Source organism: Paenibacillus sp. JT22N12, assembly GCF_056269365.1.
In genome coordinates, this window is the sequence record NZ_JBWDNU010000001.1 from 1,289,392 (window position 1) to 1,314,266 (window position 24,875).

Below are 24,875 nucleotides of genomic sequence, written 5' to 3' on the forward strand. Positions count from 1 at the left end.
TACTTGTTGCAAATCAAGATGCAATATGGCATTCTTAACTCTTTGTGGGACATTCATGCCGGATTGCTGCCCTTGATACAAGGAGTGCCGGCGATTTTACAAATCCATTGGACATGGCAGGTCCGCTGCATATTTATAGAATACATTATTTGGTAACCGTCTGTTAATAGACAATTCTCGCAGCAGATCTGCCATAGAAAAATAACGGGATACAGAGACGTGCAAGTCTCATATCCCGTTATTTATTCTTGTTTATGATTCGGCTGTATTCTCATATTCGTATCCGCATTTCTAATTTCATGTCATTTCACGCTTCTTGCAAGCGTACCGATCTCCCGATCCAAGTTACGCATTCTCCCAGCTCTGCTTGAAGAACAGCTGATAGACCTTCGTTACAATGATCTTAAGAATCATATAAATCGGTATAATGAGCAGAATTCCAATAATTCCGGCCATATCTCCTCCCACCAAAGCAAGGATGATCGTCGTCAGAGGATGGATATCCAGCTGTTTGCCAAAAACATACGGAGCAATCAGATTATCCTGGATTTGCTGTGCCACCAGAATAATAATAAGCGCCCAGATTGCCGTCGTAGGCGATTCTATAAACCCGATAATGACAATCGGAACCGCCGAGAGAATCGCACCGACAAATGGAATGAAATTCAAAATAACAGCCACTACGGTCAGCAGCAAAGCATAAGGCAGTCCGATAATGAGAAAACCGCAATACATCAGAACACCCAGAGACAGATTGACGATCACTCTACCCACGATAAAACCACTTAGCGCATTGTCGATTTCGTCCATAACCTCGTTGCCTTCATCTCGAAACCGTTTTGGCATAAAGCTGACAATTTTGCGCCCGAAATTCCCGCCTTCCTTCAGCATATAGAACAAAATGATCGGGAAGATAAACAGGATGATGGCGAAATTGGAAATGATCGAGAACAGGCTCGTGAAATAATCCGTCAGCACGCCAAAACCTTTGTTCAGAAAATCGGTTAACCGGTTGAGCGGGCTAAGGTCCCCAGGGAACAGATTTCCGATAAATCCGTTCTTCTCCAGCTTCTCCACCTGCTCGCTGAGCGTGTTGAACAGGGTCGGCGCATTATCAACCAGATTCACGAGCTGCGTCCGTAGGGAAGGCCATACCCCGATGCTGAAACCTACCAGAACAATGGCGACAACGAGATAGATCAGCAGGATGGACAGCGCCCGGTTTATTTTATAGCGTTCCATCATGTTTACAAGCGGCCGGAGCAAATAATAGAAAAACACCGACAGCATCAAAGGAACAATGATAATGCTGAATAGAGACAGAATGGGCTTGAAAATAAAATCCACCCGCGATCCCAAATAAATGATCCCTATCACCAGAAGGATCGCGATACACAATCGGATAAAGCTGTTCAATTTGATCATTGCTTGTCCTCCCCTGTCATTACCGGTTTCCTTTATTTACCCACTTCCAGCACAAATCCGACCGTTTCTCTTACGCTTCATTATCTCCTATGAATCCCCGTGCTTCAACCGATGGTTCCTGTTATCAAAAAAATGACCACCCGTATGCTCTATACGGACATGGTCATCAAAAATTTCATATTTCGTTAAATTCTCTATTTCCCCTTCACAGCCTGAAATAAAGCCGACTCCCCTGTAAAGCTGACCAGTTCTCCAGCTTCCCCCCTGGTGATCGAGAAATAATCAATCACCTGCGGCTCGGCCTGAAGCATGGATGCTGCCAGCATGGCCCGTTCATCTTCCGGCAACCCGGATCTCTCGCACCAGGAACGATAATCAAACGTTTTCGGAAAACACGTGAGCCCTTCAATCCGGAATCCCGTCGTTTCGATCATACGGATCCATTCGGATTTTTTATAGGCGCGCACATGGCTTGCGTCTCTGTGCTTCTCGATCCGGTTATAGAATTGATCGAACGCGTCGTTCTCCGGCGTAATATTGTCAATCAGCAGCAGCCTTCCACCTGGCCTTACAACCCTAAGCGCTTCCGCCAAAAAAGCTCCCACATCGGCAAAATGATGAGCGGCTATCCGGCAGGTGACCAAATCAAAGGAATGCCCGTCAAAAGGCAGCGCCTCCGCATCCCCCGTAACGAAATCAACATTGGCATGTCCATCGCTGCGGATAAACGCAGCTGCGGTATTGAGCATATCCTCCGTCAAATCATAGGCAATCACATGATGCACCAATGGAGCGAGCGCTTTGGCCACATGTCCCCCGCCTGTTGCAATATCCAGTACGTTCATCTGCTTATTGCCATTGGATGCGGCAACCAGCTGCGCCAAATCCTCGCCTTTGGCATGAAGCGGACTTGTGATATACTTTTCGGCGTTTTTGCCGAACTGCTGCTGTACCTGTTTTTTGTTGGAATCTGACGACATGAATTTTCCTCCTTTATGTTCCAGGTTTTTATTGAAAAATCCCCGTTAAATAAGCGGCAATATCGTTTTTGATCGGCATGAAGTAGATATTGCTGCCACTTCCATAAGCATAATCCAGCGCCTTGCGGCCAAACGCAATATTCCATTCCAGCGTAGGCTCGAAATCCGCAGGGAAGAGGGCTTTATTTTTAACCTCCCAGTAATTTCTGGACTTCACGGACGTTACCGGCGATACTCCCCAGAAGGTATCAACGGGCTCCAGCAGCTTCAGGTACTTGTCCATCATGCGAAGATCAAAAAAAGGCTGTGTGAAAAATCCGTCAGCCCCCGCATCGAGCTTTCGCTGCGCGTACTCATATTCGGCCTGCACATCGCTTCGATAGGGATCCAATGCGGCATAAATCCGGGTCTCGGGGCTTGCGGCCTTGATCTTCCTGATCAACTCGATGCTGGTGGTCGGATAAACGGCACGGCTCATATCCTGCGGCGCGTCGCCGGTAATGACGAGAATCTCTGAAATGCGATTGCGGTGCAGCTCTTCTAATAGCTTCATAGGAACATCAGGATCAAAATCAATAGCCCTTATATGCGGGATACTGTTCTCAAAATAGGGTTTGGATATAGCCGTGCCTTCCCAGCTGCGGATGCTCAGCCTGAGCAAATCCGGTATATTGACCGTATTGACGGATGGAAAATGGGTTTTGATAAATTGAAGCTCCTGCTGCAAATGCTCTGCTTGTCTTGGAACCAGTTCAATCGATATTCTCATAGGCACTCCTTTTTGTTGATAGCTTTATATCAAATTATAGCATGAATAGATTGCCGTATCAGGCTGTCCATTCGCCTCTTTATGGTATAATAATCTGCATTGTATTGCCCAGCCTGCCATCTCTGCTGAAAAGGAGCTAAAATACCGTGCCCGTCACACTCCCGGATGCTTTCATCCATCAAATGCGCCAGCTACTGCCCCATGATATTGAAGCCTTTCTCAAGAGCTACAGCGCCTCCCGGACCTTCGGCCTGCGGATCAATCCGCTCAAGCCCGCTGCCGGGCAGCCGCTGCTTGCGGAAGCTGTCCGGCAGTTCAGGCTGGAGCCTGTCCCATGGTGCGGAACCGGCTATTATTATGAAGAAGCGTCAAGGCCCGGCAAGCATCCTTACCACATGGCCGGATTTTATTATATCCAGGAGCCCTCGGCGATGACGGCCGCGGAGCTGCTTGACCCTCAGCCAGGCGAGCTGATTCTTGATCTGGCCGCTGCTCCAGGCGGCAAAACGACCCAGATCGCCGGAAAAATGGCCGGACAGGGCGTTCTGATCGCGAATGAGATCCATCCTGCGAGAGCCAAAATATTAAGTGAAAATGTGGAGCGCTGCGGCATTGCCAACGCTATCGTGACAAGCGCCGCCCCGGATGAGTTATCCCGCCGGTTTCCGGGGCTGTTCGACCGGATTATGCTGGACGCCCCATGCTCGGGCGAAGGCATGTTCCGCAAGGATGAAGCGGCCATCAGCGAATGGTCGGTGGCTCATGTTGCCATGTGCGCGGCCAGGCAGGCGGATATTCTGGATCATGCCGCCATTCTGCTGAAGCCCGGAGGAAGGCTGGTCTATTCAACCTGCACCTTTAACCGTCTGGAGAATGAAGAGACGATTGCCGCCTTCTGTTCCAAATATCCGGCGTTCAGCGTTATGCGACTGGAACGCATATGGCCGCATACAGAACGGGGAGAAGGCCATTTTGTCGCTGTGCTCCAAAAAGCCGGGACTTCTTCCCCCGCGTTTGCTGGAGATGCTGGCGACAGCCCGTCTGCCGCGGAGCAGCACCAGGGCAAGTCAAAGCGTGAGCGCCGCCGGAATCACACCGCAGCGGGAACCAGCGGCATCGAGGCGGATATGGCGCTCGTGCGCGCTTTCGCCGAAACGGCGCTGCCCGGCGGATGGACGCTGGGACCAGGCGAGCCGCTTCGCTTCGGCGACGCCCTCTATTGGCTGCCGCATCCGGCAAGCGGCGGCACAAGCCCCATCGGGGCGGGGGACCTTAACGGTCTCAAGGTCCCCCGCCCCGGCCTGCACCTGGGTGACGTGCGCAAGAACCGCCTGGAGCCGGCGCATGCTCTGGCTATGGCAGTCCCGGCTGGCGCCGCCGCATGGATGCAGAGCTACCGGCCCGAGGCGCCGGAGATCGCCGCCTTCCTGCGCGGAGAGACCCTTCCCGCACAGGAGAGCAGCACCGGCTGGGGCCTCATAGCCGTAGACGGCCTCCCGCTTGGCTGGGGCAAAGCCAGCGGCGGCCAAATCAAGAACCACCTGCCCAAAGGGCTGCGGCGCTTCACCTGAGGGACACCAGCACGCCAGCTCCCGACACTCCCCGGCAGCTGCCTTCCATAATTGAACGGCAGTCTCTGCGTGTCACAGCAGGGCATATGCCCAAATATGGCCGCAGCCTGGGCAGCTGTCCAGTCGCATGCCGGTTTTCTTCATACTATACTGTATACCGAGTACCGAAGATCATCATGAAGGACCAGAAGAAACGGTGCCGGAATTATCTTTTCAGGGAGAAATTTGCTTGTCCGGAGCTGTCGGAGGATACGGAGGTTTCACTTCGGCCGGCGCAATATTGGTCTTGTTCATTCTGCTGGTCATCTTAACCTGCGGAATCCTGTACGGATCGATCCCGTTTGCGCACAAGAAGAGCTGGCGCCGTCCCTGGGCGGCGCATCAAGCTTCTTCATTCCAGAAAATACATATGACGGAAAGGCAGACTTTCTTACAGTTAAGAATAAAACCGCCTGAGGGAGTTCCCTCAGGCGGTTTTGCATTCCCTATAAAGCCTTATCACCAGGCATAAGTACGCAGCGCATAGGCGACACCATCTTCTTCATTGGAGAACGTCACCGCGTTCGCAGCTGCCTTAACCGCCTCGGGCGAATTGGCCATCGCAACGCCAAGTCCTGCGAAGGTCAGCATGCCGATATCGTTATAATAATTGCCGATAGCCATCACCCGGCTGCTGTCGATGCCGCGCACATGCGCAAGCTGGGTAAGAGCCGTGCCTTTGCCGGCTTCCGGATGCTGCACATCAATAAAATATTCTCCGCTGCGTATCGGCTTTAGTCCGTCCTTCCACAAACTCCAGTCCGCCTCGATCCTGTCCATCTCCGCCGCGCTGCCAAATACCGTAAACTTCACCAGACCCTCCGGCAGAGGTGCGGCGCTATCCCGCCAAACCGGCTTCACCTCATAGCGTCCATACATGGCCTCCGCTTCGGTGGTGATGCCTTCAATCATCAGATCAAACGCCGTGTTTATATCAAAATGATAGCCGCCCTGCAGGCAGTACTCCCGGAAACGGGCAAGCTCAGCGCCGGATATCGCATATTGATGAATCACCTCTCTGCGGTCCGCATCGACTGTCGCCGCTCCATTATGCGTAATCATCGTACCCGAGAGGCCAAGCTCAGCGAGTACCGGCAGCGCATTGGTCGGCCCCCGTCCCGTGCACAGCACGATCTCCGCTCCGCGGGAGGCTGCCTCCCGCACCGCGTCACGCACGGCCGGAGTCAGTACATGACCGTCTGTGAGAAGCGTTCCGTCCACATCAAGCGCAATCAAATCGTATTGAATCGACATCCTGTCCTTACCTGCCCTTCACTAAATCACGGTTGTTTGCCTCAACAAACAGGCTTAATTTATGCACGGCAAATACGTCTAGCCGTTCTTGACCTTCGCCTCTTTAATCAACATGAGCTGCTCAAGCTCCGTTTCCGTAAGCGGACGGTACTCACCAAGGGACAAAGCCGGATCGAGCGCAAGCGGCCCCATGGCTACCCGTTTCAGGTAGATGACTTTTTTGCCCACGGATTCAAACATCCGCTTAACCTGATGAAATTTGCCTTCATGGATCGTCAGTGATATTCGGCTCTGCACTGCTCCCTCTCCCGCGGCTTCTTTGCCGGTTATATGAAGCTCCGCAGGCATCGTCTGATACCCGTCGTCCAAAGCGACTCCCGCGGCAAAAGCATCCACATCCTCCCGGGTGACATCCCCCAGCACGATAGCCTCGTACGTTTTGGGCACATGCTTGCGCGGCGACAGCAGCTCATGAGCCAGACGGCCGTCATTGGTCAGCAGCAGCAGTCCCTCCGTATCCTTGTCAAGGCGACCGACAGGAAATGGCTGAAGCACCCGATCCACCGGATCAAGTAGCTCGATTACGGTTTGATCCCATTTGTCCTCCGTTGCCGAAATGACCCCCTGCGGCTTGTTCAGCATCACGTAGATCACTTCCTGGTACACAACCTTCTCGTCATCGAACAGGACAACCGCCGTTTCCGGATCAAGCGTGAGACCGTGATCCTTGGCACGGACGCCGTCCACGCTCACGCGCCCTTGTTTAATCGCTATTTTCACTTCGCTTCGCGAGCCGCAGCCCATATTGGCCAGCAGCTTGTCGAGCCTCATCTTCTTTGCCACTTATATCAACCTCCAACCGGCAGGCAGCTCATTCTTGAGCCAGCCTTCTCCGCCAACCTTGCCCCATCCAATGGGGAAATCATCCGCGCAAACCAGCACATAGCCCTTTGCCGCGGCTCCAGCCGGCGTACTATGCTCCTGTTCGTGCGGATCTCCGTCCCGCGCATCGGACCGGCCATCCGCCTCCCCGGTCCGAACCAGGCGCTCTGCATCGATATGCAGCGTCTCGCCCTTCAAATACCGGAGCGTCGCTTCATCATCCGCGCCCAGCCGCAGACTCAGCGCCGCTTCCCCGCGCCGCAGTCCCAGGGCAAGCGCCTGCGACGGCTCAAACCGGTGCGGGCCGGCTTCGCCGATGTACCAGCCGGCCCGCACGACCCGTAATCCGCCGAGCGAAGGCATGCCCGGCGGCTGCAAATAGACACGCGAGCCGTAAGCAACCAGCTCGCCGGTCCACTGCTCCGCGCCGATCAGCTGCTCGGCCGCGAATTTCCCCCAGGACGCCGCGGCATCCGGAGCCGTTCCGGGGCTGCTGCTCCCCTTGTGGGCGGAAGCGCGCTTGTCGTCCCGCGCGGATTTTCCCCCATAGCTTATGCCGCCTGTTTTGTCCGCCCTTCCGCCGCGGAGGCCCTTCTCCCCGGCATGAATTCTGACGCTGTCCTGAGGATGGCTGCCCTGCCGGCTATGGGCTTTTTTACGGCTGCGCTCATCAGCATGACCTTGTCCACTTTGCGCTCCGTTAGCCTGACGCTTCGCCCCGGAATACCGTTCCTCGCGGACAGGCCATTGTTGATAACCTGACTTCTCTTGTTCATCAATCCCAGCTTTGCTGGCGGCAGTCCGCTTCAGCTGCCCGCCGTGGCTTGGCTTCCCTCCATGACGTTCAGGCTCCACGCCTGTTACGGCACCGCTTCGCCCGCCGTCGCTTGTCAGCTCATCAGCACCAACCGGTTTGCGTTTATACAGGACCGCTGCATAATGCCCTTCGCCTCCGGTCAAATGCGGCCACAGACGGACCGTACCCGAAATGCTTGCCAACCGCGCACGGCCCGCTTCGGCGTTCTCTCCGAGCTGGCCGACAAGCAGATTTCTTCCGGCTATCCGTTCCATGTCAGGATCTGTATCATTAACGGCTCCGGCAGCCTCGGCAGCGCTCAATCCGATCCAATCCGGTCTGCCTGCCGCCCAACCATGGGCAAGCTCAATGGGGACAATCTCCAGCAGCGGCTCCGCAATCAATAAAGCGGCAATTTGGGCTTCGTTTTCTTCAGGCGAGAACGTGCATGTCGAATAGACCAGAGTGCCGCCCGGCGCCAGCATCCGGCTCGCATGAACGAGAATATCCCGCTGCATGACGCTGCAGCGTTCCACTGAATGACGTTCCCACTCGGCAATCATCGATTCGTCCTTACGGAACATTCCCTCTCCCGAGCAGGGGGCATCCACCAGAATTCGGTCGAACCATCCTTCGAATACCTCCGCAAGCCTCCCTGGTTCCTCGTTCAGAATAACCGCATTCCGTACTCCGGCCAGCTCGATATTTTTGGCGAGCGCCTTCGTCCGTTCCCTGGCATTGTCGTTGGCTACCAGCACGCCGCTGCCCTGCAGCTTGGCCGCCAGCTGGGTCGACTTGCCCCCGGGAGCCGCGCATAAATCCAGCACGCGTTCGCCAGGCAGAACGCCGAGCAGCTCCGCGGGCACCATTGCGCTGGGTTCCTGAATATAGTAAAGCCCCGCATGATAATGCGGGTGCTTGCCCGGGCGGTCGGCTTCTTCATAATAGAACGCCCCCTGTTCCCAGGGAACACCTGTCAATCTATCCGAAAGCAGCGATAGCTCGGCAAAAGCCGCCGCCGTCAGCTTTAATCCGTTTACCCGCAGTCCGAATTTGCGCGGCCGTTCATAAGAAGCAATAAAATCGTCATATTCGCCCTGCAGCATGATTTTCATTTTATCCGTAAACGATTGCGGCAGCATGATGCCCACTTGCCAAAACCCCTCCTGCCGTTTCTCTCGTTCATCTAAAAGCAAAGCATTTTTTTACCTTTGTAGTCATTAACATATTGTATTATACAGCGCCTGGCTTCACCAACTGCTTTTTTTCAGGCCATTCCGTCCAAGTGGGAACAAATGGCTGCTGCGAGGCAGATTTCTTCCCTCAGATTCCTATATTTAAAATAAACCGCCTGAGCCGCTTCGCCCCCTATCCGGAGCAGGCCAGCGGCAGACGGTTATTTCCCGGTGGATATGATTGTGCCGGCAAGCCGGCTATTCGGGTTCATGACGCTCATATCTCATCCTCCGCATGCAGGCGCTGCTCCAGCGGAATTTGCGACATCGCCCCGACAAGCCGGCGAAGCTCATCATCCTGTACAAGCAGCCGAAAAGCTGCGAACGGAGGGGGCCCCGCGAGCCCGGGTCCAGGCCTCGTCTGAACAGTTTCACCGGCGGCTTCAGAGGCACGATTGCCCTCGTCAACCAGCCGGTTCACCCAGGAATGGAGCGGCGCAAGAACGCGGGCCATGTCTTGACGGAGCATTCCCAAATCCAGTCCCATCAGAACATCCGGGTATGAAGCAAGCTTGTTCTCCGCTTGCGTGAACAGCTTCACAGCGCCCGAGTAATTATCATTGCGCCAATGGTGCAGACCGACTGCAGCCTGAAGAAGTCCTTGATACAACGTATTCCGACCCTCCTCGAGCCACAGCTCCTCCATCACCTCATGGCATTCAAAGTAATCCTCGTCCACATTGAAAAGCACGATAAAATGAACGAAACGCTCATCATACCATTCCAGCTCCCTGCCGACCAATCTACGAACCTCCGCTCTTCTTGACCTTGATCAGCGCTGTACGGATTTCATCAGCCAGCATGCGGATGGCATAGCCGTCTTCTTTCTCCCACAGCTCGTTGAACCGCAGCTGGAATTGGACGGCTTCTCTGACCCTGTGGAAGAAATACAGGTCCTGGATATCGCTCAGCACACTCGAGACCATATTTGATTTTTCTTCGAAATCGCGCTGGGCATCCAGAATCTCCTTGCGGATGCTCGACATCTCCGAATCCAGTACCGCTGCGGCTTCGGCCGCTGTCTTGAGCCGGGTCCGCACATCGTCAGGCAGGCTTTCTTTATATTTATAGTTAAGGGAATGCTCGATTGTTGCCCAGAAATTCATCGCGAGTGTCCGGATTTGCACCTCTGCCAGCACGATTTTAAGGCCGATTGCCGTCTGGACAGGATATTCTACAATCATATGAAAGCTGCGATAGCCGCTGTCTTTGAAATTCGTGACATAATCCTTCTCAAACACCAGGGTTAGATCCTTGCGGTTGCGGATCAACTGCGCCACACGATGAATATCATCGACGAATTGGCACATGATGCGGATTCCCGCGATATCCTCAATGCCCGTTTCGATGCTTTCCATGGGAACATTCAGACGCTTCGCCTTCTCCAGAATGCTTGAGATCCGTTTCACCCGTCCGGTTACAAACTCGATCGGCGCGTAGGTCTCTCTTGTTTTCAACTCTGTACGAAGCGTCTTGAATTTCACCTTCAATTCCTCAACAGCCTGCTCATAGGGCTGTAAAAACAGCCCCCAATCTCTACCGTCCATCCAGCCGCCTCCTGTCTGTTATCTATGATCCGCACCGACTGCATCGGCGATCGTATGATATCCGTCTCTGTGCAAGAGTGCTTTTATTCCATAAGTCAGCTCCCGCAGCAGCACCGGCCCGCGGTAAATATACGCCGTATAGATTTCGACCAAACTGGCTCCGGCGCGAATTTTATCGTATGCATCGTCCGCGGTAAAGATGCCGCCAGAACCAATAATGGGCAGTTTGCCGCCAGTCAGCCTATACACTTCGCGTATGACCTCCGTGGAGCGTTCCTTCAGCGGCCTGCCGCTGAGGCCGCCGGTTTCGCTCGCGTGCGGATGCCGGAGCCCCTCCCGGCTGAGCGTCGTATTCGATGCTATAATCCCGTTCACACCGCTCGCCGCAATGGTCTCCACGGTATATGCGAGCTGCTCGTTCGTCATGTCCGGCGCAATCTTGACCAGCACCGGCTTCACGGCCCCGCCGTTTGCCTTGGCCTGAGAACGCATCTCCTCCATAACGGTGGAAAGCAGCAGCCTCAGCTCATCGCCATGCTGCAGGGCGCGAAGGTCAGGTGTATTCGGCGAGCTTATATTGACAACGAAGAAATCGCCGTACGTATATAACGCTTTAATGCAGGCGCGGTAATCCTCATGCGCCAGCTCATTAGGCGTTGATTTATTTTTGCCGATATTGACGGCAATCGGAATGCTCCTCTTCTTCCCGTCAGCGAGCCGCTGCGCCATTGCTGCCGTTCCCTCATTATTGAATCCCATCCGGTTCACGAGCGCCTCGTCGGGCGGCAGGCGGAACAGTCTGGGGAGTTCATTGCCTGCTTGTCCTTTGGGGGTCACCGTACCCACCTCAGCAAAGCCGAAGCCCATATTGGCAAACATATCCACCGCTTTCGCGTTCTTATCCAGGCCGGCTGCCAGCCCTACCGGATGGGGGAAATGTAGACCGAATACATCCATGGCAAGCTCCGGGCATTCCTTGACTCCGTACAGCGACCGCATCATAGCCGGGATTCCGGGAACCCGGCCCGCGGAATGCAGACCGTCTATAACGAGATGATGGGCTTTTTCCGGATCCATCCGAAACAGAATTGGTTTGGCTACTTTATACAACAACTTCTTCACTCCGTTCATCATGTTAGCTCTACGCAACATTTTAACGTGTTCAACTAAAAAAAGAAAGAGCCCGGCTCAGGCCATCAGCAGCACGAGCGGGCATTTATACTGTCTTTGTCGTTATTGCGGGCTATCAGGAAAACGGATACAATGAGATCACATCCTATTACCTATTAGAGAAAGGTTGATCCACATGAGCCAAACCAAGAAGAAACCGCCCATTCTAAAAACCAAACCAAAAGAAGAGGTTAACAAGAAGGCGCTGCTGTGGATCGGTGCCGTTATCGTTGTGGTCGTCGCTGCTGTTGCGCTTCTGCTCGTATTCGAGAATTAATTAGTTCAGCCAGCGGTACACGACTTCCGGATTCGTTTCATCCTGCATCGGCTGCAAGCTGAAGCGCTCTGCAGCCGGCTTGGGAGCATCTGCAGGCAGAACCCCGCTCTTGATCTCCACCTTGGTCCCAAGTGGCACAAGATCGAACAGCTCCTCCACATCCTCCTTGTTCATCCGTACACAGCCATGCGATTCATCCTTGCCGATGCTTTGAGGCTCATCCGTTCCATGAATGGCATAACGCGTTCCGGACAGCGTCATTCCCCTGCTTCCAAACTCGCCGTCATCGCGCCCGTTCGGATTCTTGACCTTCTCGCTGATATAAAAGCTTCCTGAAGGCGTCTTCTCACCGCCGAGACCCACGTTATAGCTGCGGATGATGACGTCCCCGCTCACGACGGCCAGCGTGTGATTCTCTTGATCGACGATAATGGACAGCGGTTTATCCGGAAGCACCATTTGTGCCGCCGCACTTGACCTTTCATTACTATTCGACTCTGCTCCGCCTGATCCGTTCCCTGCGGGATCGCCCCGGACAGCTGAAGCCGCCTTTTGCCTCTGGAGAATATCCGGGAACAGCTTCCTCATTAATGAAGTTTCGCCGGACAGGACATTGTTCGGATAGGGGCGCACCATATCCTCAAGCTTGTCTGGCCAATGTTTAAACAGCTCCCGGTACTGTTCAATCGCGCTGGTCAGCGTCCAACGCTGCTCCTGCTGCTTGCTCCAGCTTCCATAAGCCTGTTTGGCTCCGGCTGCATCGCTTGGCTGGCAATTACAGGCTATCGCATCGTGAAGACTGACATTGAAGGCTTGTCCTTCTCCCTGCCGCTTGGTTGACAGCAGCATGCGGGTATTGCCCGTCCATTTCCGCCAGCTGTCGTCCTGCTCCAGCATCACGGCAAGTCCGAGATCGGCCGACTTCTCCCCTCCTTCCATCAGTACGCCCATCGCCTTCCCCAGACCGCTGCTGTCGGCAGGCTTTACGAATGCCACCCGGACATCCGGACCGGAATTCTCTTCAGAGCCGGCCGGCCAATCATCAACCGCCGCACTCTGGTCAGCAGCTTGTTCATCCCGGCTGCTTGGCCCATCGGCAAAAGGATTAGTCAGAACAGCGCCCAATAGGAGCAGCAGCGCAATCAATGAACGGATAACCAGCTGCTTCATGCGCCGGCGGCGGTTCCACTGGGCAATCAGCTGCTGCGGCTCATTGGCAAGCGGATGCTGTTTGCGCTCAAATGCTTCATATATGCTGCCTGCCTTGAGAAAGCAATAATTCGCTTTCGCTTCTTTTTCTTCAATTACATACTGTTTGCCTAACAGGTACCATGCCATGCGATTATCGGGATGGTTTTGTACATAACGCTTCAAATACGCCATATCGTCCTGCTGCTCCATAGCCATCCCTCCCTGGAATCCGAGCTAACTACTATATCGGCAAAAGGCCGCCCGATTTGGAATCGGACGGCCCTAAATTTAATATTTTTTTATAAATTAGCGCAAAAAAGCAATAAAAAATAAGCCGAAACGTAAGAAGAACCGGCTTCGCCATCTTTTTAGGCAACAAAGTTAGTTACATCCCCAAAATATAAGCAAAGGTTGATGGAATTCTATACTTTCTTATATTTCAAAAAAGAATCCCGCCCTTGTCAGCACAAGAAACGGGACTCTTCCATATTACACGCGCTATGCTCAGGCTATACGCTTTTGGTATTACATGTTGAAAGGTACGTCTGCGACTTTGATAGAATCGGTAGGGCAGCCGTCTGCCGCATCCTGCAAATCATCATATAAATCCTCAGGAATCTCCGTATTTCCTTTATTTGCGTCACCATCGAAAATCACTTCAGCCAGACCTTCATCGTCGTAATCATAAATATCCGGTGCCGTTGCTCCGCATGCTCCGCAAGCAATGCACGTATCTTTTTCAACCCAAGTGAATTTAGACATCGTATACCCTCCCAAAAGTGTTATGCATGCAGGTACAAATTCTGCAATAAAGTTCGGCATGCATCAGCTTAGTTTTGTAAGCGCGTAACCATTGTTGCATATAAACGTAATGAACAGTCCTTACTCATCACTATATAACATATGCTCGTCTGTTTGCAAGGATGTCCCACGAATTCGCTTGTTCCGGATCAGTGCGGACGGGTCATCGCCAAGCATGCCTGCCGTAAGCACCGCATCCTCTCCGAACTTGTCGCGAAGCAGGTCCATTGCCCGCGTCAGGGCTTCCTTGCGGGGCTGCTCTTCATAGCTGAAAAGATCAAGCTGCATAGCGGTCTCACTCCGTGATGTCAAATTCTGCAGCGTCACACCAAGCAGCCGTACGGGGTCGCCTTCGCGCCAATGCTTGTCGAACAGCTTGCAGGCTTCAAGATGGATCTCAGCCGTTGTATCCGTCGGAACATGGAGTGTTACCGAGCGGTTAACTGTCGTCATATCCGGTTTGCGGATAACGACTTGGATCGTGGCCGCCACCAGCTTCTGGCGGCGCATTCTTCTGGCTGTTTGATCGGCCAGATTCAGCAGGATGCGATGCGCCTCCTGCCGCTTGGTTACATCTTGCGGGAGTGTCGTTGTATGCCCGATAGATTTATTCCGTTCTCTGACAGCATTCACCGCAGAATAATCATATCCGTGCGCGGCCGACTTCATCCAGGAGCCTGCCACACCGAAATGCTTTACCAGCATGGCCTCTTCCGCTGCCGCGAGCTGACCGATTGTATGGATATTCAATTTTTTCAGCTTCTCGCCTGTTTTGCGTCCTATTCCAAACAGCGAGTCACAAGGCTTATGCCAAAGCAGACGCGGCACATCACGTATCCGCAAAACTGTCATCCCATTGGGTTTGTGCATATCCGAAGCCATTTTGGCGAGCAATTTGTTAGGCGCAACGCCGATTGAGCAGGGCAGATTCCATTCGGTTTGGATCCGATGCTGAATATCCCGGGCAATATCGAGCGGTTCCCCGAAAGCCGAAGACCCTGTAATGTCCAGATAGCATTCATCAATCGAGGTTGCTTCCAAGAGCGGCGTGTATTGACTGGCAACCGACATAAATCCGCGTGAGTACTTGCGGTACAGTTCAAAATCGGGCTTGATCAGAATCATCTCCGGGCACAGCTGCAGGCCCTGCCTTACGGTCATTCCGGTTTTGACGCCCTTCTGCCTCGCTGTATAGGAGGACGTCACGATAATCCCTCTGCGCTGCTCTACACTGCCGGCAACTGCCGTCGGCTTTCCTTTATAAATGCCTGGTTCCTCCGCCTCATGAACCGAACAATAAAATGCGTTCATATCCAGGTGAATGATGATACGGTTTTTTCTGACTTCCTGATCTTCACCGGCTTGTTTCATATTCGGTTTTAACCGCACATAGACTTAAAACAAGCCCTGGTGCCGTCTGCTCCAAGCTAATAGACGCCAAACAAGTCTTCATAGCTTCCGCACCTCCTATATGAATATGTAAAAGCTTCGATTGTTTCTAGCATACCACAAAAACCGCTACTAAAATGACAATCCCGACAGGACCGCGTTTAGCGACAGCCATCAGGTCTTATGCTATAATATGAAATTATGACTTTTCAAAGTATGGATAGAGGAGGGCGTCCAAGCAATGACCAACATTATCTCGGTTTTCGATACGACGCTGCGTGACGGTACGCAAGGCGAAGGAATCAGCCTGTCAGCGGACGACAAATTAAAAATCGCCCAGAAGCTCGATACGCTTGGCGTTCATTATATTGAAGGCGGCAATCCTGGAAGCAACAGCAAGGATATTGAGTTTTTCCAGCGTGTCAAAACTTTGAAGCTGAATGCCAAACTAACCGCTTTCGGGAGCACGCGGCGCAAGAACAGTGTGGCGGAGCAGGACAGCAATCTGCTGCGTATCGTGGAATCCGGCGTACCAGCGGCAACGCTGGTCGGCAAATCGTGGGATTTCCATGTTCATACCGCACTCCAAACAACACTTGAAGAAAATTTGTCCATGATTTATGACTCCTTCGCCTTTCTCAAGAGAAATCATGTAGAAGCGATTTTTGATGCCGAGCATTTCTTTGATGGATACAAAAATAATCCGGAGTATGCCCTCTCCGTGCTGCGCAAGGCTCAGGATGCCGGCGCAGATTGGATTGTACTGTGCGATACCAATGGCGGTACACTGCCTACGGAAATTCACGATATCGTCAGCCGCGTCCGCGCCGAGCTTACTGCCCCGCTTGGCATCCACACCCATAACGATTGCGAGCTAGCCGTCGCCAATACGCTTGCGGCCGTACAGGCGGGCGCACGTCAAATTCAAGGCACGATTAACGGGTACGGCGAGCGCTGCGGCAATGCCAATCTGTGCTCCATCATCCCGAATCTGCAAATCAAAATGGACTATCGCTGTATCGCAGACGAGCAGCTTGAGTCATTAACGACCACAGCCCGCTACATAAGCGAAATTGCCAATGTGCATATGCCGGTGGGCCAGCCTTATGTAGGAAATGCGGCATTCGCCCATAAAGGCGGCATTCATGTATCGGCGATTATGAAGGATTCCAAAACCTACGAGCATATTCAGCCGGGTCTTGTCGGCAACAAGCAGCGCATTCTCGTATCGGAGCTTGCCGGACAAAGCAATATCATCTCCAAGGCGCAGGAGCTTGGTCTTGATGTGAACGCCAATAACGAGAAAACAAAACAGATTATGGAACGGATCAAGGAACTGGAGCATCAGGGCTATCAATTTGAGGGAGCCGATGCCTCCCTGGAGCTGCTCCTTCGTGACGCCTTCGGCGAGATGAAAGAACTGTTCAAGCTGGAATCGCTGAAGATGCTTGTGGAAAAAAACAATGGCAGCATGAACGCAGAAGCCATCGTCAAAGTTAATGTGGAAGGCCAAACCGTCTACACCGCTGCCGAAGGCAATGGACCTGTGAACGCTCTGGACAATGCGCTCCGCAAAGCGCTGGTCCAATTTTACCCAAGCATCAACAACATTCATCTGGCTGACTACAAGGTGCGCGTGATTGATGAGAAGGATGCCACCGCCGCCAAGGTCCGGGTGCTTATCGAATCCACCGATTTCAAAAACACCTGGAACACGGTGGGCGTGTCGAGCAATGTTATTGAAGCCAGCTGGGAAGCACTCGTGGACAGCATACGCTATGCCATGATGAATATGGCCAAAGTAGATGGCAATCAGGACCAGCCGCGCGCTAGCCTTGGTCTTGTGAACCATTAAACGACCGTTTTATAACCCTCAAACAAATTAATGGACATGCCCTACGGGTCTCAAACCCATCCGGCATGTCCATTTTTTTTATCAGGCCGCAGCCTTCTGATCATCTTCCACCTTCAGCCATTTGTCAATCCGGTCCTGCCATTCCTGTCTGGAAATGACGCCCGTAATCCGCTCCCGTACAATCCCTTGACTATCGATCAACAAGCTTGTCGGAAAAGACGATACCTTGTAGAGATCCGTCGCATTCCCGTCACGGTCCATGAGAATCGGGAAGGTGAGCTTCTGCTCGTCCACAAATTCGCGCGCCTGCCGTTCCTTGTCATAGCTTGTCGCATTAATGCCATACAAATCGACGCGGCCACCGTATGCCTGTGACAGCTCTTCCATGTCAGGCGCCTCCAATTCGCAAGGATAACACCATGACGCCCAGAAATTGATTAAAACCAGCTTGTCCTGTTTTCCGCCGATCGCAACTTTATTGTCGTTCAAATCGGGCAGTTCAAGCGTTGGCGCGGTGAAACCGGGCTTGGGCAGCATGTCTGCCGACGCAGCCAAAGCTTCACTTTGCTTGCTTTTATTTTGATACACTGCGATTCCTGCCAGCACAAGTACAACCGTGAGCAATATCCATGTCCGTCTCATCATAAGCCTTCTTTCCTTCTGTAAAAAGTCGTCCCGCAGTCTGTCCAGGCGAGCTTTTCTATTGTGTTTTCCTCGCCCTGCGGATTCTTAAGCTCCCTATATGTTACCATGCTGGAGAATGGAAGCTCAAGTCGGGGGGCACATTACCACTACAACAGATACCATGGGAGTGTAGACAATCATGAACAAGACCAAATCCAGAGCCGCCACTAAATTCATCACCCCAATGCGCACTACCGAACTTGCACCTTCCGAGGGCGGCGCTGCATCTGACAATAAGCCAAAAGGCAGTGGAAAATGGCGGGAATATGCTGCCTTATCCTCAGTTCCGCTCGTACTGGTTCTGGGCAATTCCATGCTTGTGCCGATTCTTCCTGACATGGAAACCAAACTTAATATATCCAGCTTTCAGGCCAGTCTGGTTATAACTCTATTCTCGGTATCCGCCGGAATCATTATTCCTGCTGCCGGTTTTTTATCGGACCGCTACTCCCGCAAGGCCGTTATGCTCCCTTCCCTCGCCTTATACGGCCTAGCCGGTATCGGAGCGGGCATTGCCGCCCTGATGCATTCATATGGTTTCCTGATAGCCGCAAGGGCTTTGCAGGGCATTGGAGCCGCCGGGACAGCCCCGATTGCCATGGCATTGGTCGGAGACAAGTATAAGGATGGCGAAGAGAGCGAGGCTCTGGGTTTAATTGAAGCCTCCAACGGAGCAGGCAAAGTGATCAGCCCGATACTTGGTTCCTTGCTTGCTCTCATTATATGGTACGCGCCGTTGTTTGCCTTTCCTGTCTTTTGTGCGGCTTCCTTCCTGGCTGTCAAGGTAATGATCAAGGAACCAGCCAGCGATAAGGAAAGCTCGACGCTTAAGCAGTATATTTCCGATACGGTCAAGGTGTTTCGTGAAAAGGGACGATGGCTGACATCCGCCTTCGTCGCCGGCTCCCTCGGCCTGTTCATCTTATTCGGAGTATTGTTCCGGTTGTCCGATCTGCTGGAAAAGCCGCCTTATTCCATAGACGGTGTCGCCAAGGGCGGGGTCCTTGCCATCCCGCTGCTTGGCCTGGTGGCGACAGCATACTTGACCGGCCGTGCAATCAAAAACAACGGGACGCTCATGCGGTGGCTGATGCTGATCGGGCTGGCTCTGATGTGCGCGGCGCTTGGCGCCTGTGCTTTTCTGCACAATAATATTTACGCCCTGATCGGCTTCGCCACCCTGAGCAGCATTGGAACCGGTCTCCTACTTCCCTGCCTGAACACGCTGATTACCGGTTCGGTGGACAGCTCTCATCGCGGTATGGTTACTTCATTATATAGTAGTCTGAGGTTTCTGGGCGTTGCCTTTGGCCCGCCGATATTCAGCTGGATGGCGGACCGGTCGGACACGCTGCTCTTTGGAGTCGTCTCCGGGCTTTCACTTGCCGGCTTATTTCTTATTCTGGCGTTTGTAAAACCTCCTCAGCAGGCCGGGGGCTAACCATTTCCATTCCTTATATGCGGTGCTTCAGCCAAGCTACCATCTACGGTATAATGGTTTCAAACAGGACCAGGAGGCGGATTGGCGTGGACAAGCGGAATAAACAGCAATCTGGGATTACGCTCACTGCCCGCTTAAGCATGGCCCAGATAACTGGAGAGGCTCGAATTCAACTAATTGAATCCTCTTTGTCAGCTTACCCCCGCGAGGCATGCGGTGTCCTCACAGGCTCCATAAGAGAGCCCTTGCAAGGAACAAGCGACGGCATTGTCCGCGTGGATGCTGTCCATCCCATTCGCAATGCTGCAGCGGAACCATTAAGCGCTTTTTCCTTTGATCCCCATGAATGGATCCAGACGATGTACAGCATACAAAAAAACCGACAATCACTTGTCGGTTTCTATCATTCGCACCCTGCCTCGCCCCCCCTTCCGTCAGATGCGGATCTATGGGGCTTGCAGCACGGCAAAGCCGCGTCCTATTGGATTGTTTCGCTGGCGGAGCAGAAATGTCCTGTCATAAGCGCTTTTGGTGTTAACGGAATTTCACTTTACCCATTAATGCTTGCTCAGATAGGCATAAAGGTCGCCGAGTGTCACCACGTTACGTGAGAATATCCGCTTCAAATAAACAAGCCACAGCTGCGCGGTCATGATGGAATCCTCAAGGGCATGATGCCGCTGCGTGATGCGAATGCCGCTATCCTCAAGCAGCTCATCAAGGCCATAGCCTTCTCGTCGCGGCTCCAGCCATTTGGCCACCATCATCGTATCCAGCACCCGATGGGTCAGATTTACCTTGGAGGTCCGCCACAGTGCCGCGTTCAGAAATTGCCTATCATGGCCGCTGGCATGGGCAATCAGCATTCTTTTACCCACAAATTCCATAAAATCATGGAGAACCTGCATCAAATCCGGCGCGCTCTCCGCCATTTCATTCGTAATGCCTGTCAGCTCAGTTATATGTCTGGGAACTTTGCGTCCCGGGTTTACAAGTGTATAGAAGGACCGCTCCTCCAGAATGGTTTCCCCTCTTAAGGTTACAGCACCCACCGACAGAATCTCATCGCCATTGGCAGGGTAGAAGCCCGTAGTCTCCAAATCAAATACGACCACTTCCATCTCTTTCAGTGATTGATCCAGGATGGATTCTTTCCGCTGCTCCTTGGACATGGAACGTATAAAGGCCATCTGCTGGGCGTTTTGAGCACCCATCATTGAAGCGATCGCCGGCGTAATGCCGCCCATTTTATACAAATGCCACATCCGTCCGACGCCTTTTTGCTCCTTCATGGTATCCCCTTTCGCCTCCCCTATAGCCCGCTCATCGTCTCTTTATAAACTCGCCGCTGCAATTTCTTCCCCAGGCGCAAAGCAATTTTGAGCTCATCGGTTAGCTCCTTGGTCATTCTGCTGCCTGCAAGCTTGCCATTATTGGCATACAATCCATCTTCCTGTCGCTCTGTCGTCATTAATCGAATACGCAGAACCAACCGGAAAGCCCCGGAATATAAATCGGCATCCCGCTGCGTAAAATCTCCGCTCAGCAGCAGTTCCTGAATCCGCTCAAGCGTTGAGGTTGTCCTGATATTGCTGCGGATGCTCATGAGCCGGATGGCATTGACCATTGGGATGTAGGCCCCGTATTTGATATCCAGACTGCCCGCATCCTCTCCATACTGCTCTTTAAGCAGCTGACCGAATACACCTACCAGCATTTTGTGGCGCATCGTGTTATTCAGCATGCTTCTCACGATGGCCGGTTTATCCAGCAAATCGGCATAAAATTGATTTTGGAATACGGTCATTAACTCCGAATCTCCATAAATCAGCCGGCTGTCGGCAATGATGAGCAAATATCTTACGCGTTCCCAGTTTGGTTCCGTGAACCATTCCTTCAATCTGGACCTCCATTCGGTCAGTGATTGGCGCCACTCGGAGTTCGAGCTGATAACTTTGCCTTCACATGGCGGATAACCAAGCTGCTGCAGCAAATCGACTATGGTTTCGGAGAATATTTTAAAATAGAGCGATACTTTCTCCTGAAGGCGTTCATCCTCCGGATCTTCGTAAACAATACCGCTATCCTGATCACTGGATAACGTCTGTTCCTCTCTGCCCCCGCTGCCGAACAATAAATAAGCGTAAAGCACGGGTGGGGTTCCATGCCCCAGCCGTGCCATTTGCGCTTCCGAGAGGATAATTGCACGCTTGATAAAAGCGTCATGCACCTCATTTAAATCGGTATAAAATTGTTCGACCGTTTGTTCCGAGAGCAGAGCTTCCATTTGCTCGTGGATTTGATCCCGCAAGCCGCGCAGCGTCTTCACATCATCAGCGGTGCCGATGAGCGCCAGCAGCTGAGCATAAATCGAATCGCTCATGCATCCCTCTCCCCTGGCCAGTATGAAAGCTTATGATTTGGATTACAGGCTTTGTTGAGCTTTTTTCATTTGCTCAGGGTAGCCGTAAGTACCATGCTCGGAAAGATCAAGTCCGATAATCTCTTGTTCTTCCGTAACACGGAAGCCCATAACAAGCTTCATAATACCGAGCAGCAGGAACGATGCGCCGAGCGCATAAGCACCGCAGACAACAACGGATTCAAATTGAACCCACAGTTGATGCCAGCTGCCTGTATCGATCAAACCGCCTTCACCGACGCCAACTTGCTCAGCCAGTGCTTTTGTTGCGAAGATACCGTTAGCCAGCGTACCCCAAACACCTGCGGCGCCGTGAACAGACATGGCATAAATCGGATCGTCCACTTTGATTTTCTCAAAGAATTTTGCACTGTAGAATACAAGCACACCTGCAACCAGACCGATAACAACTGCTGCCCATGGATCAACGAACGCACAAGATGCTGTGATGGCAACGAGTCCGGCAAGCGCACCGTTCAACATAGTAGAGATGTCAGCTTTGCCGTTAACCAGCCATGAGATCAGAAGCGCTGCTACTGCACCGGCTGCCGCGCCGAGTTGTGTATTGAATGCCACATAACCAAAGAATCCTTCGCCGACTGTAAGAGCCGAACCTGCATTGAAACCAAACCAGCCAACCCATAGAAGCAGCACAGCAAGTGAACTGAATACTTGGTTATGACCGAGGATTTCGTTAGCGGAACCGTCTTTGTTGAATTTTCCGATACGCGGTTTAAGCAGCACGGTTGCTGCGAAAGCTGCAAGCGCACCTGTTAAATGGACGACCGTCGAACCGGCATAATCTTGTGCGCCGTCCTTGGCCAGCCAGCCGCCGCCCCAGATCCAGTGAGCGACAACAGGATAAATTAATGCAGTAAACAAAATCGTGAATACGAGATATGCTGATAATTTTGCGCGTTCCGCGAATCCGCCCCATGCGATGGTCAGCGAAATAGCTGCAAACGCCAATTGGAATAGGAAGAATACGCTCGAAGGATAAGCTTCACTGGTAGAATCTCCTACAACAGATGGGCTAAAGAAGAAATTGCCTGAGCCGATAAAATTATTGATTGCATGATCGACGTTGTCTCCTCCGAAGATCAAACCATAACCTACTGCCCAGAATACCAGGGAACAAAGACCTACTGTGAAAATTGTTTTACCTGCTACGTGCCCGGCATTTTTCATCCGGGTCGATCCTGCTTCCAGCAGAATGAAGCCGCCTTGCATAAGAATAACGAGAACTGCTGCAACCAGAATCCAGACCGTGTTAATTCCCAGACTCAGCGTTGCCGGAGTAGGATCCTCCGCAAATGCCATTGCGGGGAAGACCAAAGATAACGCAGCAATCGATAAGACCAACTTCTTAACCATGACGACCACTCCCTAATTGTGTAATGTTTCTTGACATGCTTGGAAAGACTTAATGTCATTATAGTCAGAAGTGCTCATTTTGACAATACGGTTTTTCGAATTTCTACAAAAAAATCAAACATTCGTTACTTCCAAAGACCTGAATGTTAAGTTTTTTCACAATTTCAACTCCAAAATCATCTATTAGAGGGTTTATCCTTCGCCTTTTCCATTAGAAACTCTTATTTGTCAACTCAGAATTTGTTTGTAAAATCTTAAAAATCAGTGAGGATTATGAGGCATATTCTAAACAATTAACAATTTTGAAAGCATTACGTTTGACTGTATGGTTGTAGATTCTGTATCATATACTAATAAGGTAAGCTTGGATAGGAAGGCAATTTGTCCATTTATACAGATCCCTTGTGTTCGTGTAATTAATGAAAGAAGGTGAGAATGTTGGCGGAAAAATCTTTGTACCGTATTGGCATGCTTTCAAAACTGGCCGACGTCAGCCCTCGCACAATCGATTTCTATACTTCGATTGGATTGATTCAGCCAGAGACGCGTTCAGCCAAAAATTACCGCTTATACAGTGATGAAACCTTAATTCGCCTCAAACGTATTGTACAAATGAAGAAAGATAAATATTCGCTTGATGAAATCAAAGAAAATATCAACGTATGGCGCAAGGTTTCATCCGAAGAGCAGGTTTCGAGCAAGCTTACAGACCTGCAGCTCCATCTGGAACAGCTGCAGCGCGAAGTAAAGGAGCTTGAGCCGGTTTTGAACCAGATGAAGCCCCAGCAGGCCAAGCAGGTCTTCAAACGGCTTGTGCCGCAAACAGCGGCTTGTGTAGAGGCATTGGTGCTGCTCCTGAATAAAGGCGGACTAATGTAAAACTAAATAATGGAGGGACTTCAGATGCTTTTTTTTCATCCCATGGACTTTCTGATTATCATCGCCTTCGGTTTGTCGCTTTGGGCTCAGTTCCGGGTTAAAGGAACGTTTAACCGCTGGGCTGAGGTGAGAACGATGAGCGGGATGACCGGCTATGACGCCGCCAGAAGAATGCTCGATGCGAACGGCCTGCATGATGTGCCTGTTGAGCCTGTACCAGGAAGGCTCTCCGATCACTACGATCCGATCCACCGGGTTGTACGGTTGTCGGAGCCCGTCTATTACGAGAACTCCATCTCGGCCGTTTCTGTGGCTTGTCACGAGGTCGGTCATGCCATACAGCATCAGCAGCATTATCCGATGCTCGTCGTTCGCCACCGTATCTTCCCGGTCGTCAGATTCGCTTCCGGAGTCGCACCTTTTATGCTGATTGCCGGATTCCTGTTCCAGGCAAGCGGACTTATCGGCCTGGGGATTATATTCTTCACCTGCGCCGTCGCTTTCCAGCTCATTACACTGCCGGTTGAGTATAATGCCAGCAACAGAGCACGGGACTTGATGATTGCGGAAGGCTTTATTACAAACGATGAAGAGCGGGGCGTTGCCAAGGTGCTGAACGCCGCTGCATTGACCTATGTTGCAGCCGCGCTCATCTCTCTGCTTGAGTTATTGAAATATATTATGATCTTCACGCAAAGCAGAGATTAATATCGCAAAAGAAAGCTAAGAGGCGGGGAATCATCCCCGCCTCTTTTATTTTATACGAATCAGTAAATGCGTTCTTAGCCTTTGCCGCGTCAGTCCCTCATAAGCCTGCTAAGTAATACCTTTGCCACACTAATAATGCGGCTAAGAGGAGAAGTGCAATCCCCACGCAAAAAAAACCGGGCATTC

The 24,875-nt window shown here is 52.1% G+C and carries 23 protein-coding genes; 7 read left to right on the top strand and 16 right to left on the bottom strand.

Translation table 11 applies throughout. The features are described from left to right. Nucleotides 1-345 precede the first annotated feature (345 nt). The 3 genes from AC0YOA_RS05415 to AC0YOA_RS05425 all read right to left on the bottom strand — a co-directional run bounded on the left by AC0YOA_RS05415 (nucleotide 346) and on the right by AC0YOA_RS05425 (nucleotide 3,174). Nucleotides 346-1,425, bottom strand: coding sequence for an AI-2E family transporter (locus AC0YOA_RS05415; protein WP_475765341.1), 1,080 nt, complete (start codon nucleotides 1,423-1,425; stop codon nucleotides 346-348). Nucleotides 1,426-1,619: 194 nt separating this feature from the next. Next, a complete protein-coding gene (locus AC0YOA_RS05420; protein ID WP_475785743.1) occupies nucleotides 1,620-2,405 on the bottom strand; it encodes a class I SAM-dependent methyltransferase in 786 nt (261 codons plus the stop codon). A 28-nt stretch (nucleotides 2,406-2,433) separates the two neighbouring features. Continuing rightward, entirely contained in the window at nucleotides 2,434-3,174 is a 741-nt protein-coding gene (locus tag AC0YOA_RS05425) for a methylenetetrahydrofolate reductase (RefSeq protein ID WP_210045720.1), read from the bottom strand. A gap of 146 nt (nucleotides 3,175-3,320) precedes the next feature. On the opposite strand from AC0YOA_RS05425, the gene AC0YOA_RS05430 reads away from it, so the two are divergent. Continuing rightward, nucleotides 3,321-4,745, top strand: coding sequence for an RsmB/NOP family class I SAM-dependent RNA methyltransferase (locus AC0YOA_RS05430; protein WP_475785744.1), 1,425 nt, complete (start codon nucleotides 3,321-3,323; stop codon nucleotides 4,743-4,745). Between the two features lie 498 nt (nucleotides 4,746-5,243). On the opposite strand, the gene AC0YOA_RS05435 is transcribed toward AC0YOA_RS05430, so the two are convergent. The 6 genes from AC0YOA_RS05435 to AC0YOA_RS05460 form a co-directional block, all read right to left on the bottom strand. Further along, a complete protein-coding gene (locus AC0YOA_RS05435) occupies nucleotides 5,244-6,038 on the bottom strand; it encodes a Cof-type HAD-IIB family hydrolase (RefSeq protein WP_475785745.1) in 795 nt (264 codons plus the stop codon). Nucleotides 6,039-6,116: 78 nt separating this feature from the next. Continuing rightward, the gene (locus AC0YOA_RS05440; RefSeq protein WP_475785746.1) at nucleotides 6,117-6,881 is read right to left on the bottom strand and encodes a pseudouridine synthase; all 765 of its coding nucleotides are present in this window, start codon (nucleotides 6,879-6,881) and stop codon (nucleotides 6,117-6,119) included. Then, nucleotides 6,882-8,858, bottom strand: coding sequence for an RsmB/NOP family class I SAM-dependent RNA methyltransferase (locus AC0YOA_RS05445; RefSeq protein ID WP_475785811.1), 1,977 nt, complete (start codon nucleotides 8,856-8,858; stop codon nucleotides 6,882-6,884). It lies immediately after the preceding gene. A 310-nt stretch (nucleotides 8,859-9,168) separates the two neighbouring features. Continuing rightward, nucleotides 9,169-9,693, bottom strand: a complete 525-nt coding sequence (locus tag AC0YOA_RS05450) for a DUF309 domain-containing protein (protein ID WP_475785747.1) — start codon at nucleotides 9,691-9,693, stop codon at nucleotides 9,169-9,171. Between the two features lies 1 nt (nucleotide 9,694). After that, on the bottom strand, nucleotides 9,695-10,498 hold the full coding sequence (gene yjbM, locus AC0YOA_RS05455) for a GTP diphosphokinase (RefSeq protein WP_210045717.1): 804 nt from the start codon (nucleotides 10,496-10,498) through the stop codon (nucleotides 9,695-9,697). A gap of 18 nt (nucleotides 10,499-10,516) precedes the next feature. Continuing rightward, nucleotides 10,517-11,611: a quinone-dependent dihydroorotate dehydrogenase gene (locus AC0YOA_RS05460; RefSeq protein ID WP_475785812.1), complete on the bottom strand. Its 1,095-nt coding sequence runs from the start codon at nucleotides 11,609-11,611 to the stop codon at nucleotides 10,517-10,519. Nucleotides 11,612-11,804: 193 nt separating this feature from the next. Here AC0YOA_RS05460 and AC0YOA_RS05465 point away from each other — a divergent pair, with 193 nt between their 5' ends. Further along, nucleotides 11,805-11,945: a hypothetical protein gene (locus AC0YOA_RS05465; protein WP_475785748.1), complete on the top strand. Its 141-nt coding sequence runs from the start codon at nucleotides 11,805-11,807 to the stop codon at nucleotides 11,943-11,945. Here AC0YOA_RS05465 and AC0YOA_RS05470 read toward each other — a convergent pair whose 3' ends face one another. From AC0YOA_RS05470 to AC0YOA_RS05480, 3 genes are all read right to left on the bottom strand, one after another. Further along, on the bottom strand, nucleotides 11,946-13,346 hold the full coding sequence (locus AC0YOA_RS05470) for a L,D-transpeptidase (protein ID WP_475785749.1): 1,401 nt from the start codon (nucleotides 13,344-13,346) through the stop codon (nucleotides 11,946-11,948). A gap of 315 nt (nucleotides 13,347-13,661) precedes the next feature. Then, nucleotides 13,662-13,898 carry a ferredoxin gene (locus AC0YOA_RS05475; protein WP_210045714.1) on the bottom strand — a complete coding sequence of 79 codons (237 nt, stop codon included), beginning with the start codon at nucleotides 13,896-13,898 and terminating at the stop codon, nucleotides 13,662-13,664. Between the two features lie 120 nt (nucleotides 13,899-14,018). Beyond that, nucleotides 14,019-15,308: a DNA polymerase IV gene (locus AC0YOA_RS05480; RefSeq protein ID WP_475785750.1), complete on the bottom strand. Its 1,290-nt coding sequence runs from the start codon at nucleotides 15,306-15,308 to the stop codon at nucleotides 14,019-14,021. Between the two features lie 259 nt (nucleotides 15,309-15,567). Between AC0YOA_RS05480 and cimA the strand changes: the two genes are divergently transcribed. Then, entirely contained in the window at nucleotides 15,568-17,181 is a 1,614-nt protein-coding gene (cimA, locus tag AC0YOA_RS05485; protein ID WP_475785751.1) for a citramalate synthase, read from the top strand. Between the two features lie 81 nt (nucleotides 17,182-17,262). Here cimA and AC0YOA_RS05490 read toward each other — a convergent pair whose 3' ends face one another. Next, on the bottom strand, nucleotides 17,263-17,826 hold the full coding sequence (locus tag AC0YOA_RS05490) for a TlpA family protein disulfide reductase (protein ID WP_475765319.1): 564 nt from the start codon (nucleotides 17,824-17,826) through the stop codon (nucleotides 17,263-17,265). A 178-nt stretch (nucleotides 17,827-18,004) separates the two neighbouring features. Between AC0YOA_RS05490 and AC0YOA_RS05495 the strand changes: the two genes are divergently transcribed. Beyond that, a complete protein-coding gene (locus tag AC0YOA_RS05495; protein WP_475785752.1) occupies nucleotides 18,005-19,306 on the top strand; it encodes an MFS transporter in 1,302 nt (433 codons plus the stop codon). 86 nt (nucleotides 19,307-19,392) lie between these two features. Beyond that, nucleotides 19,393-19,917 carry a M67 family metallopeptidase gene (locus AC0YOA_RS05500; protein ID WP_475785753.1) on the top strand — a complete coding sequence of 175 codons (525 nt, stop codon included), beginning with the start codon at nucleotides 19,393-19,395 and terminating at the stop codon, nucleotides 19,915-19,917. On the opposite strand, the gene AC0YOA_RS05505 is transcribed toward AC0YOA_RS05500, so the two are convergent. Genes AC0YOA_RS05505 through AC0YOA_RS05515 form a run of 3 tightly spaced genes read right to left on the bottom strand, consistent with a single transcriptional unit; the run spans nucleotide 19,864 to nucleotide 23,102 of the window. Continuing rightward, nucleotides 19,864-20,598: an exonuclease domain-containing protein gene (locus AC0YOA_RS05505; protein WP_210045710.1), complete on the bottom strand. Its 735-nt coding sequence runs from the start codon at nucleotides 20,596-20,598 to the stop codon at nucleotides 19,864-19,866. The genes AC0YOA_RS05500 and AC0YOA_RS05505 overlap by 54 nt on opposite strands. A 20-nt stretch (nucleotides 20,599-20,618) precedes the next feature. Next, nucleotides 20,619-21,689, bottom strand: coding sequence for a DUF294 nucleotidyltransferase-like domain-containing protein (locus AC0YOA_RS05510; RefSeq protein WP_475785754.1), 1,071 nt, complete (start codon nucleotides 21,687-21,689; stop codon nucleotides 20,619-20,621). Nucleotides 21,690-21,731: 42 nt separating this feature from the next. After that, complete coding sequence (locus AC0YOA_RS05515; RefSeq protein WP_475765311.1) at nucleotides 21,732-23,102, bottom strand: ammonium transporter; 1,371 nt, start codon at nucleotides 23,100-23,102, stop codon at nucleotides 21,732-21,734. A gap of 435 nt (nucleotides 23,103-23,537) precedes the next feature. Here AC0YOA_RS05515 and AC0YOA_RS05520 point away from each other — a divergent pair, with 435 nt between their 5' ends. Further along, nucleotides 23,538-23,981, top strand: a complete 444-nt coding sequence (locus AC0YOA_RS05520) for a MerR family transcriptional regulator (RefSeq protein ID WP_475785755.1) — start codon at nucleotides 23,538-23,540, stop codon at nucleotides 23,979-23,981. Between the two features lie 24 nt (nucleotides 23,982-24,005). After that, nucleotides 24,006-24,689 (top strand): zinc metallopeptidase, encoded by a 684-nt coding sequence (locus AC0YOA_RS05525; protein ID WP_210045706.1) that lies wholly within the window; start codon nucleotides 24,006-24,008, stop codon nucleotides 24,687-24,689. The last annotated feature ends 186 nt before the right edge of the window (nucleotides 24,690-24,875 follow it).